Source organism: Frisingicoccus caecimuris (assembly GCF_004340975.1).
Lineage (GTDB): Bacteria > Bacillota > Clostridia > Lachnospirales > Lachnospiraceae > Frisingicoccus > Frisingicoccus caecimuris.
This window is the reverse complement of record NZ_SLXA01000002.1, coordinates 130,445-142,365: the sequence shown is the minus strand read 5'-3', so window position 1 is coordinate 142,365 and position 11,921 is coordinate 130,445. Positions and strand designations below refer to the sequence as shown.

Annotated in this window: 10 protein-coding genes; 8 read left to right on the top strand and 2 right to left on the bottom strand. The window is 43.9% G+C overall.

The window, feature by feature from the left end:
• The first annotated feature begins 8 nt into the window (after positions 1-8).
• From EV212_RS03085 to EV212_RS03070, 4 genes are all read left to right on the top strand, one after another.
• Complete coding sequence (locus tag EV212_RS03085) at positions 9-1,535, top strand: alanine/glycine:cation symporter family protein (protein ID WP_132088725.1); 1,527 nt, start codon at positions 9-11, stop codon at positions 1,533-1,535.
• Between the two features lie 108 nt (positions 1,536-1,643).
• Positions 1,644-2,339 carry a VanR-ABDEGLN family response regulator transcription factor gene (vanR, locus tag EV212_RS03080; protein WP_132088722.1) on the top strand — a complete coding sequence of 232 codons (696 nt, stop codon included), beginning with the start codon at positions 1,644-1,646 and terminating at the stop codon, positions 2,337-2,339.
• Positions 2,340-2,373: 34 nt separating this feature from the next.
• Positions 2,374-3,465, top strand: coding sequence for a sensor histidine kinase (locus EV212_RS03075; protein WP_132088720.1), 1,092 nt, complete (start codon positions 2,374-2,376; stop codon positions 3,463-3,465).
• A gap of 141 nt (positions 3,466-3,606) precedes the next feature.
• Positions 3,607-4,533 (top strand): D-alanyl-D-alanine carboxypeptidase family protein, encoded by a 927-nt coding sequence (locus EV212_RS03070; RefSeq protein ID WP_132088717.1) that lies wholly within the window; start codon positions 3,607-3,609, stop codon positions 4,531-4,533.
• Between the two features lie 27 nt (positions 4,534-4,560).
• On the opposite strand, the gene EV212_RS03065 is transcribed toward EV212_RS03070, so the two are convergent.
• Together EV212_RS03065 and EV212_RS03060 are read right to left on the bottom strand one after the other, a co-directional pair.
• Positions 4,561-5,871, bottom strand: coding sequence for a DUF1576 domain-containing protein (locus EV212_RS03065; protein ID WP_132088714.1), 1,311 nt, complete (start codon positions 5,869-5,871; stop codon positions 4,561-4,563).
• Between the two features lie 91 nt (positions 5,872-5,962).
• Positions 5,963-7,186 carry an argininosuccinate synthase gene (locus tag EV212_RS03060; RefSeq protein WP_306812163.1) on the bottom strand — a complete coding sequence of 408 codons (1,224 nt, stop codon included), beginning with the start codon at positions 7,184-7,186 and terminating at the stop codon, positions 5,963-5,965.
• A 250-nt stretch (positions 7,187-7,436) separates the two neighbouring features.
• Here EV212_RS03060 and argC point away from each other — a divergent pair, with 250 nt between their 5' ends.
• Genes argC through EV212_RS03040 form a run of 4 tightly spaced genes read left to right on the top strand, consistent with a single transcriptional unit; the run spans position 7,437 to position 11,833 of the window.
• Positions 7,437-8,477 carry an N-acetyl-gamma-glutamyl-phosphate reductase gene (gene argC / locus EV212_RS03055; RefSeq protein WP_132088711.1) on the top strand — a complete coding sequence of 347 codons (1,041 nt, stop codon included), beginning with the start codon at positions 7,437-7,439 and terminating at the stop codon, positions 8,475-8,477.
• A gap of 11 nt (positions 8,478-8,488) precedes the next feature.
• The gene (argJ, locus tag EV212_RS03050; RefSeq protein WP_132088708.1) at positions 8,489-9,712 is read left to right on the top strand and encodes a bifunctional glutamate N-acetyltransferase/amino-acid acetyltransferase ArgJ; all 1,224 of its coding nucleotides are present in this window, start codon (positions 8,489-8,491) and stop codon (positions 9,710-9,712) included.
• A 38-nt stretch (positions 9,713-9,750) separates the two neighbouring features.
• On the top strand, positions 9,751-10,653 hold the full coding sequence (gene argB / locus EV212_RS03045) for an acetylglutamate kinase (RefSeq protein ID WP_132088705.1): 903 nt from the start codon (positions 9,751-9,753) through the stop codon (positions 10,651-10,653).
• Positions 10,640-11,833 carry an aspartate aminotransferase family protein gene (locus tag EV212_RS03040; protein WP_132088702.1) on the top strand — a complete coding sequence of 398 codons (1,194 nt, stop codon included), beginning with the start codon at positions 10,640-10,642 and terminating at the stop codon, positions 11,831-11,833. The genes argB and EV212_RS03040 overlap by 14 nt, the downstream gene beginning before the upstream one ends.
• The last annotated feature ends 88 nt before the right edge of the window (positions 11,834-11,921 follow it).

The following is an 11,921-nucleotide window of genomic DNA, read 5'->3' as shown; positions in this document are numbered from 1 at the left end:
AAAATGTTATGATTGAACAAATTACAAAAATCAACAGTGCGATCAATGGCGTCGTATGGGGAATCCCGATGCTTGTCCTTATTATCTCAACAGGCATTATTATGACGGTAGGAATGAAATTTTTCCAGTTAGTTCATTTTAAGGAGTGGATGGATACCACTTTCCTTGCCATTTTCAAGAAGAAAGATGTCCGTGCTCACACGGCCAAGCATGAGAAGTCTATTTCCCAGTTTCAGGCCTTATCGACAGCTTTGGCGGCTACCATTGGTGTGGGTAATATTGCCGGGGTCAGCAGTGCTATTGTAGTCGGCGGCGCCGGCGCGGTATTCTGGATGTGGGTTTCTGCCTTTTTTGGTATGATGACCAATTATTCGGAGAATGTTCTTGGTATCTATTACCGTAGAAAAAACAGCAAGGGTGAATGGTCCGGCGGAGCCATGTATTATCTGTTGGACGGCCTTGGTTCTAAAAAGGGCTGTAAAAGCCTTGGCAAGTTTCTTGCTGTACTTTTTTCACTGTTTTGTATGTTTGCCAGTTTTGGTATCGGCAATATGACCCAGGTACATGAGATTACCAGTTCCATCGTGGATGCCTTCCGTCTGCCTGAAACGGTCATCGGAAGCATTACACCTCAGATTATTATCGGTGTTTTGTTAGCTCTTTTAGCGGCCCTGGTCATTCTGGGCGGTATCAAAGCCATCGGTAGTGTGACAGAAAAAATCGTACCTTTCATGGCACTCATTTATATTATCGGTACGGTGACAACACTGATTATGAATATCGGTTCGGTTCCGGCGGTTTTCGGCGCTATTTTCAGGGGCGCTTTCGGACTTCAGGCTGTGGCCGGAGCGGCTGTGGGAACTTTGATTAAAAATGCGATAACCATGGGATTTAAACGGGGTGTGTTCTCTAATGAGGCCGGTCTTGGTTCGTCTGTTATGGTTCATTCCGCATCCAACGTTAAAGAACCGGTCGTTCAGGGAATGTGGGGAATCTTTGAAGTATTCTTTGATACGATCATCGTATGTACACTGACTGCATTTACCGTGTTAAATTCAGGCCTTATTGATCTTCAGACCGGTGAAGTTTTAAGTGAATCAACAGGCGCTTCCCTTGTCAGTGAAGCGATGGCCTTAAGATTTGGTTCAGCCGCAGGAATTTTTGTGGCGGTTGCCGTAGCCTTATTTGCGTTCTCCACAGTTCTTGGCTGGTCATTTTATGGAACAAAGGCCTGTGAATTCCTTTTTGGGACGAAGGCTACGATTGCTTATAAAGTGATTTTTGTCATCTGTATCGTTTTTGGAGCAACGATGAGTTTTGATCTGGCATGGGATATTGCCGATACATTAAATGGTCTGATGGCTATTCCGAACTTAATCGGCGTACTGACCCTTTCCGGTACGGTATTTGCCATTACGAAGAATTATATTGGGCGGAAAATCTCAAAAACGGATCCAAATCTGACACCAATGCTTTCCGGTTTGCCGGAGGTTCAGAAAGAACAGGCAAGAAAAATGGCAGAAGACGGCGAGTAGGATTTCGCTGGCAAAAGGTTTTGGAGGGGCTGCTAAAAACTTAGGAAAATATTAAAGATTTTTGAAACAGTTTCCTGTATAATGGTCTTGAGACGAGGGGGATAGACCATGAGTGAAAAAATTTTAATTGTGGATGACGAACAGGAGATAGCGGATTTGGTTGCCCTGTATCTGGAAAATGAGAATTTTCAGGTATTTAAATTTTATTCGGCAAAGGATGCGCTCCGTTGTATCGATAATGAAACACTGGATATGGCCATTTTAGATGTTATGCTTCCGGATATGAATGGTTTTGACATTTGTCGGAAAATACGGGAAAAATATAATTATCCGGTGATTATGCTTACAGCCAAGGGCGAGGAAGTGGATAAGGTTACCGGCCTGACACTTGGGGCAGATGACTATATTACCAAACCCTTTCTGCCTCTGGAACTGGTAGCCCGGGTCAAGGCCCAGCTGCGGCGGTATAAACGGTATAATACAGGCAAAGAGGAAACGTCGGATGTTTTGATACATTCCGGTCTGGTCATCAATGTAAAAAATCATGAATGTACATTGAATGAAAAGCCCCTGTCTTTGACGCCGACAGAGTTTTCAATTCTTCGGATTCTGGTGGAAAAAAAGGGAAATGTGGTCAGTTCGGAGGAGCTGTTTCACGAAATCTGGGGAGATGAATATTTCAGCAAAAAAAATAATACGATCACCGTCCATATCCGTCATTTAAGGGAAAAGATGGGGGATTCCTTCGAGAATCCGAAGTATATTAAAACGGTCTGGGGGTGTGGTTATAAAATTGAAAGATAGAATTTTCTCGGTTATAAAACTTATTTTGCTCATTATGGCAGCATATCTCGGCTGTCAGCTGCTGTATATGCTTTTTGATGTGGCGCTTAATGGCTTTTTCATGGATTGGTTTGAAGGGCATTTACTGACAACAAGATTGATGGTTGAACCCTATACAAAGGAGAGCGTTTATGTCCGGGACCTGGATATCGGAGGATTTAAGATATTTTTGTTTTGGGTCATGGTGTTTGTGGCATGTATATGGCTCGTCATGCTCTATTTGGTATCGCGTTATAAAGCCGGTAAACAGTTGAAGGCGGCGATGACGGAAATAGGTAATGGAGTTCAGAAGTATATGTCAAAGGATATAGATGTTTCTGATGTTTTTCTGGAGAAATATTCGGAAGTCTCGGTTCAGATAGCGGCGATCAAGAACCGGATGCAGCGAAATGAGCAGGCCCTTAAAGATGAAGCCCAAAGGAAGAATGATCTGATCACCTATCTGGCCCATGACTTAAAGACGCCGCTGACATCGGTCATTGGATACCTGAGTCTTTTAGATGAAGCGCCGGACATGCCGGCGGAGCAGAAAGCAAAATATGTTCATATTACGTTGGAAAAAGCGCTGCGTCTGGAAAAGCTGATTAACGAATTTTTTGAGATTACCCGGTATAATTTACAGCAGATGGTTCTCGAAAAAGAGACAATTGACCTGTCTTATATGCTTGTCCAGATGACGGACGAGTTTTATCCGCTGTTGGCTGCCAATGATAACCGTATAGAGCTTCATGTGGATGAACCGTTATCTGTTTATGGGGATTCGGAAAAGCTGGCCCGGGTATTTAATAATATTCTCAAAAATGCGATCGCTTACAGTTATCCGGGGACAGAAATTGATGTAACGGCCCAGGAGGTCCATGAACAGGTGGTTGTTGCTGTCAGAAATCATGGAAAAACCATTCCGGCCCATAAGCTGGAAACCATTTTTGAAAAATTCTTCCGTCTTGACGAGGCTCGGCGGTCAAATACGGGCGGCGCCGGGCTTGGACTTGCCATAGCAAAGGAGATTGTGGATCTTCATGGCGGGACGATTACGGCGGAGAGCGACCGCGAAGTGACCACATTCCGTGTAACCCTTCCGGCTTAGTAATTTTTCTCAAAATTAAATAATGAAGTGAAAAACAGAAGGTCTCTGTTCGGTAGAATAACTACGGAACAGAGATTTTTTTGTTCTATAAATAAATATTTTGGGAAAAATGAAAAATAAGAGCAATAGGAGGAATAAAGGATGCATATAAAACAAAAGTTGGTTATGATGGCAGGAATCTTCGCCGTTTTTTCGATATGTATGGTATCAGGGCAGTGGATTCGGACAGCTTCGGTGAAGCTGCCGGATCATAATGTTCAGGTTGTCAACGGCCGTTCAGGTCAGATTTACAGTCCCTATGCAGTGCTGATCAATGCGGACACCGGGGAAATATTGATGGATACAGACGGCGGAGAGCAGATATATCCGGCCTCATTGACAAAAATAATGACAGCAATCGTAGCTGTGGAGCATACGAAAGATCTGGATGAACAGGTTGTATTGGATAAAATTATATTTGAGGATTTATATGGAATGGATGCGTCCATGGCCGGATTTCAGCCTGGAGAGAAAGTAAGTCTTAAGGATTTGTTATATGGCATTTTGCTGCCTTCGGGAGCGGAGTGTTGTCTGGCCTATGCCCGATATGTGTCAGGAACGGAATCAGATTTTGTACATTTGATGAATCGAAAAGCGGAAGAGCTTGGTATGGAACATACCCATTTTTCAAATGTTACCGGACTTCATTCGGAAAATCATTATACAACGGCGGAAGACATGGCAATTTTGTTAAAATATGCTTTGTCGAATCGGATTTTCAGAGAGGCCTTTACAAGTTGGACTTATGAAGTGAAACCAACAAACATTCATCCGGAGGGATTCTTTTTTCAGAGTACATTGTCGAAGGGATTGGAACAAATTGCTCTGAAAGACAGAACGTTTGGAGAGGAGATTATTCTTGGAGGAAAGACAGGCTATACGGATGAAGCCGGGCTGTGCCTTGCAAGCCTGGCCTATATTCATGGGCAGGAATACATTCTGGTAACAGCCGGGGCCGGCGGTTCTCACCAGACAGAACAGTATAATATCCTCGATGCGGTGGAGGTTTACGAGCGGTTAATTTTTTAAAGACATCCGTTGGTATTCCTCGTAAGTTTATAGAATACCTTTAACTTTGGCTTGACGGTTTTGAATAGATTTAAAAATCGGTACGAGGAAGGAGGCAACGACACCTCCGGCAAAACCGTTGTTATACAGATTCATGCCACCGTAGACGATACCGATATTGGTAGCAACGGCTGCATGGATAAATCCGGCGAGAATCCCGGCAAAAAAGCCAAATTGACCGGCAATTGGTGCAACTGTTGTGCCGAAGAGAAGGGCCAGGACTGCTGATGGATCGGTAATAGACCAGGAACTTGGCAGACTGCACAGTGTAATGCCAAGCATGACCGGCGTGATGTTCCGGAGGGTCTTACCGGTGGCAGAGAAGCCGACGATCGTAAAAATGCCGCCGATACTGGCACCGTTTAAATCTGCGCCGATGACAAGCAGATAAAGGGTTGTAAAAATACCGTTGACGCCCATATTCACCAGTGTCGGTCCGAAGCCTTCGCTGAAAGTGAAATCCGTTCCGCCGATACCGGGATATTTTTGGATATTCATATATTTTCGAAAAGTATTTCGACTGGACAATGCGCCTGCTATGATGAGTATAACAAAGAAAGATATTAAAACTTCTGCGAAAAGAGTATTATAACCAGTGGCCCAAAGCTTACGGCTTTCCAATTCAACACCGAAGGACTTGAATACAGAAATGATGATCGTAGCAATGATACCTGCGGCAAATCCACCGTTGTAAAGAGAAAAACCTTTATGGGTATTGTAAAGATGGGCACACAGCGGCGGCATGGCAAAACCAATCAGAGTGCCTACAAGAAGACTGAGCAGGAGACGGATTGGCAGAGGAAAATTTCCCAGTTGGGCTGTCTGGGTAATGATCGGAGATAAGCTTGTTCCATAAAATCCAATGTAAAGATAATTGGATAAATGGGTTTTATGATATTTGGCGTAAATAAAAACACCAAAAATAATACTCCAGACATTGACGATGTTTTTTCCGAACAAAGCAAAGCCCATCATCAGTGAAAGGGCGGCAATGGATGTCCCGTCAATGTTCATCTTGAGAATATACATGAGACCAAGGCACATGAGTGTGGTCAGGCTGGCATTGACGAGAGCAGCCCCCACGCCGCCGACCACAACATAGTCCGTGATCAAAAAGTCTGGTTCGAGAACGATAGAGATCAGACCCTGAATGACTTCCGGAATAGGCTGGAGGATAAGGCCTAAAAACAAAAAATAGGCAGGGGCCAGTGCGACCAGAAGATATTGGGTGTTTCGAGGTAATGGCTTGGGGTCTTTATGTATTTCTTTTGTAAATGGGATGTTAGTTGTAAAACGCATATGATTTCCTTTCGATACTGTAACAACAAAAAATGCTCTACCTTGTATTGTAAGGCAGAGCGTTTTTTGTTGTCAAGATTTTATCAAAAGATTAGTTGTTTTTTTCGTTTTCAGCCAGCATCATGGCACGAACTTTTAATGGAAGTCCGAAGAGGGTGATAAAGCCGGAAGCGTCATGGTGGTCGTATAATTCACCGGTGGTGAAGGAAGCCAAAGATTCACTGTACAGAGAATATGGGGAAGTGGTTCCTGCTTTGATGATATTACCTTTGTAAAGTTTGAATTTTACTTCACCGGTCACATATTTCTGTGTAGATTCCACAAAGGCCTGAACAGCTTCACGCAGGGGAGTGAACCATTTTCCTTCATAAACGATCTGAGCCATTTTATTGCCCATATCCTTTTTTACTTCCATAGTAGCCCGGTCGAGAACCAGTTCTTCCAGCTGATCATGAGCTTCCATAAGGATGGTTCCGCCTGGTGTTTCGTATACACCTCTGGATTTCATACCTACAACACGGTTTTCTACGATGTCAACAATACCAATACCGTGTTTGCCACCGAGTTTATTTAATTCGGTAATGATTTCAGAAACCTTCATAGCCTTTCCGTTTAATGTTTTAGGAACGCCGGCCTCAAAAGTCATTGTTACATATTCGGCCTCATCCGGAGCTTTTTCAGGTGTTACGCCGAGAACTAAAAGATCGTCATAGTTTGGTTCGTTGGCCGGGTCTTCCAGTTCCAGACCTTCATGGCTGATATGCCATAAGTTACGATCGCGGCTGTAGCTGTGACTTGCATCAAAAGGAAGATCGATACCGTGCTGCTTGCAGTATTCAATTTCGTCTTCACGGGACTGCATGGTCCATACGTCGGTCATACGCCATGGAGCGATAATCTTCAGATCAGGAGCCAGAGCTTTGATACCCAGTTCGAAACGAATCTGGTCGTTGCCCTTTCCTGTAGCACCGTGACAGATAGCAGAAGCGTTTTCCTTTCGCGCAATTTCTACAAGTCGTTTTGCAATGACCGGGCGGGCCATCGATGTACCGAGAAGATATTTATTCTCGTAAACAGCGCCGGCCTGTACGCATGGAACGATATATTCGTCACAAAATTCATCGATAATGTTTTCAATATATAATTTGGAAGCGCCGGACAGTTTGGCACGTTCTTCAAGACCATCCAATTCCTCGCCCTGACCGCAGTCGATGCAGCAGCAGATGACTTCGTAATCAAAATTCTCTTTCAGCCATGGAATGATCGCTGTGGTATCTAAACCACCGGAATAGGCCAAAATGACTTTTTCTTTCATAATAACAACCTCCTGAAATTCTATTTTATCTTCATGTTTTTTGTAGTCCTCACATAATATACAACACTTCTTTATAAAAATCAATATCTTTTTTCAAAATTTTGTATTTTTATAAGTTTATAAGCAGAAATATGCACTAATAATGTATATTTTTGATAAAACATAAATATTTATTAAGATTATGTCTTTACAGCTTTCCCAAATTGTATTATTATAGGAAAAGACATTTCAGAAAGAAGGGGAAATACCTATGATTAAAGCGGGGATTATTGGTTCGACAGGATACGCCGGACAGGAACTTGTGCGATTGCTTCATGGCCATAAGGATGTGGAAATTGTCTGGTATGGTTCCAGAAGTTATATAGATAAGAAATACTATGATGTGTTCCGAAATATGTTTCAGATTGTGGAAGACGTTTGTAAGGACGATCATCTGGATGAACTGGCGGAGGCTGTTGATGTGATCTTTACGGCAACACCCCAGGGACTCTGTGCATCTCTTGTCAGTGAAGAAATTCTTAATAAAGTAAAGATTATTGATCTGAGTGCAGATTTTCGAATTAAGGATGTGACTGTTTATGAAAAATGGTATGGCATTAAACATGCGTCGCCGGAATTTATCCCGGAGGCTGTTTATGGACTTTGTGAGATCAACCGGGAAGATATCAAGGGCGCGCGGCTGATCGCCAATCCGGGATGTTATACGACGTGTTCGATTTTGACAGCCTATCCTTTAGTGAAAGAAGGGCTGATCGACGCCCGGTCGATCATCATTGACGCAAAATCCGGAACTTCCGGTGCGGGTCGTGGCGCAAAAGTGGATAATCTCTTCTGTGAAGTGAATGAGAACATCAAGGCCTATGGTGTGACAACACACCGCCATACACCGGAGATTGAAGAACAGCTCGGTTATGCAGCCGGTGAGCCGCTGCTTCTGAACTTTACGCCCCATTTGGTGCCGATGAACCGGGGGATTCTTGTAACGGCCTATGCAAATTTAAAAGAAGGGGTAACGGAGGCGGACATCCGTGCTGCTTATGATAAATACTATAAAGATGAAAAATTTGTTCGTGTACTGGAACCGGGAATATGTCCGGAGACTCGTTGGGTAGAAGGCAGTAACTATACGGATATTAACTTTAAGGTGGATCCGAGAACCCATCGTGTGATCATGATGGGAGCTCTGGATAATCTGGTAAAAGGTGCAGCCGGACAGGCGGTTCAGAACATGAATCTTATTTTCGGACTGGATGAAGCCGAGGGCCTGAATCTGGTGCCGATGTTCCCATAAGGAGGTTAAATATGAAAACAATCGAGGGCGGTGTAACCGCAGCAAAGGGATTTGAAGCGGCTGCGACAGCAGCGGAAATTAAATATAAAGGCCGGACAGATATGGCGCTTGTTTACAGTCAGAAGCCATGTATGGCAGCAGGAACGTTTACGACCAATGTGGTCAAAGCAGCTCCTGTGAAATGGGACCAGGAGATTGTAAAGAATTCTCCTTTTGCCCAGGCAGTAGTTATCAACTCGGGTATTGCAAACGCCTGCACCGGTGCGGAAGGTTACGGTTATTGTAAAGAGACAGCCAGCGGTGCTGCAGTGGTTTTAAATCTTCCGGAGACAAGCGTTTTAGTGGCATCTACCGGCGTCATCGGCATGCAGCTGCCAATTGACCGGATTAAAGCTGGTTCTGCAAAACTGGCAGAAATTAAAAAGGACACGATTGAAGCAGGGCATGAGGCTGCCAGAGCCATCATGACGACAGATACAGTGCCTAAGGAAATCGCCGTGGAATTTACATTGGGCGGAAAGACGGTTACTATGGGTGGTATGTGTAAAGGCTCAGGTATGATTCATCCGAATATGTGTACCATGCTCGGTTTTATCACGACCGATGCAGCCATTTCCAAAGAGTTGCTTCAGGAAGCCTTAAGTGAAGATATTAAAGATACATACAATATGGTTTCTGTGGATGGCGATACATCCACTAATGATACAGTACTTTTACTGGCTAATGGTATGGCGGAAAATCCGAAAATTACAGAAAAGGGTGAAGACTTTGAAACCTTTAAAAAGGCTTTGAATACGGTCAATACCTATCTCTGTCGAAAGATTGCAGGAGACGGCGAAGGGGCAACAGCGCTTTTTGAGGTGAAGATCATCGGGGCTAAAACAAAGGCAGATGCGGTGACTTTGAGTAAATCCGTGGTAACTTCCAGTCTGACAAAGGCGGCTATTTATGGCCATGATGCCAACTGGGGACGGATTTTATGCGCCATGGGTTATTCAGGTGTTCAGTTTGACCCGGAAGTGGTGGATCTGTACTTTGAAAGTGCTGCCGGTAAGATTAAGATTATGGAAAACGGTGTATCTACGGGATACAGTGAAGAAGAGGCAACTAAAATTCTCTCAGAGCCGGAAGTGACAGCCATTGCCGATGTGAAGATGGGCAATGCAGCGGCAACGGCCTGGGGATGTGATTTGACCTATGATTATGTAAAAATTAATGCGGATTACCGCAGTTAAAGAAATGGATGTCTTTGAGCACAGTAAGGAGTGAAAAAATGGGTACGGATATGGATAAATATCTTGAAAAAGCGGAGGTGCTGATTGAAGCCCTTCCATACATACAGCGGTTTAACCGGCGAATTATTGTTGTCAAATACGGCGGTAGTGCTATGGTAGATGAAACGTTGAAAAAACGGGTCATTCAGGACGTGACCCTGTTAAAGCTGGTTGGTTTTAAACCGATCATTGTCCATGGCGGAGGTAAGGAGATCAGCCGTTGGGTCGGAAAAGTCGGCATGGAGCCTCACTTTATCAATGGCCTGCGTGTAACAGATGAAGATACAATGGAAATTGCCGAAATGGTTTTGAATAAGGTGAATAAGAGTCTTGTTCAGATGGTTCAGGAACTGGGGGTCAAAGCCGTTGGTATCAGTGGTAAAGATGGCGGACTCTTAACCGTAGAGAAAAAATATTCGGATGGTCAGGATATCGGCTTCGTTGGTGAAATCACAGATGTAAATCCAAAAGTTCTTTATGACTTATTGGAAAAAGATTTCCTTCCTATTGTCTGCCCGATTGGTCTGGATAAAGAGTTTAATACTTATAATATTAATGCGGATGATGCGGCCTGTGCTATTGCCAAAGCGGTCAATGCGGAGAAACTGGCTTTCCTGACCGATATCGAAGGTGTTTATAAAGACCCGGAAGATAAATCCACACTTATTTCCGAATTGACCATCGATGATGCCCATGCCTTGATCGATGAAGGTTTCATTGGTGGCGGTATGCTTCCGAAGTTAAATAACTGTATTGATGCTATTGATAATGGCGTTTCCCGCGTCCATATTATGGATGGCCGGATTCCGCATTGTCTGCTGTTGGAAATCTTTACGAATCGCGGTATCGGTACGGCAATTCTGAGTGAAGGGGAAGGACGGTATTACGATGATAACGAATGAATTTAAAGAATATGCGGAAAGTGCGATCATCCATACATATAATCGGTTCCCGGTGGTATTTGACCATGGCGATGGCGTGTATCTTTATGATACCAACGGTAAAAAATATCTGGATTTTGCCGCGGGTATTGCGGTCAATGCCTTTGGTTATAATGTGGAAGAATATAAAGAAACTTTAAAAAATCAGATAGATAAGTTAATGCATATTTCCAATCTTTATTATACGGAGCCAATGGCGGATGCGGCGCATAAGCTGGCAAAAGCCAGCGGCCTTAAACGGGTTTTTTTTACCAACAGTGGTACGGAAGCCATTGAAGGGGCTATCAAGGTGGCTCGTAAGTATGCCTTTAAAAAGGATGGAACGACAGATCACGAAATTATTGCCATGGAACATTCTTTTCATGGACGAAGCATGGGCGCCCTTTCGGTGACGGGAAACGCCCATTATCGTGAAGCCTTCCAGCCAGGTATCGGTAATGTGGTCTTTGCTGATTTTAATGACCTGGAGGACGTTAAATCAAAGATCACGGATAAGACCTGTGCCATTATTTTTGAGGCTGTTCAGGGCGAGGGCGGTATTTATCCGGCGGAAAAAGAATTTATTCAGGGAATTCGCAAAATCTGCGATGAAAAAGATATTCTTCTCATTTTAGATGAGGTTCAGTGCGGGATGGGACGGACAGGTAAAATGTTTGCCTATCAGCATTACGGCATTCTGCCGGATGTTATCACTTCGGCCAAAGCTCTGGGCTGCGGCGTGCCGGTAGGAGCCTTTGTCGTTGGTGAAAAAGCGGAAAATGCTCTGGAACCGGGTGATCATGGCTCTACCTACGGCGGCAATCCATTTGTGACAGCGGCTGTGAGCAAGGTATTTGACATGTTTGAAAGCCGGAATATATTGGACAATGTGAATAACGTTGGGGCTTATCTGGATGGAAAACTCCGGGAACTGGTGGGAAAATACGACGTTTTAAAAGAAACCCGGGGACTTGGTTTGATGCGCGGTCTGGAATTTAATGTTCCGGTGGGACCATATATCAACAAAGCGTTGGAAAGGGGCCTGCTCATCATTTCAGCCGGAACCCATATTATCCGGTTTGTACCGCCTCTGGTTATTACAAAAGAAAATGTAGATGAAATGATTCAGATTCTGGAGGCGTCTCTTCAGGAAGTTGAATAAACAGACAGCGGCTCTGAATCAAAAGCAAAAAGGCTTTTGATTCAGAGCTGTTTTTTATTTACTTTGTACAGAGTATCGAATATAATAA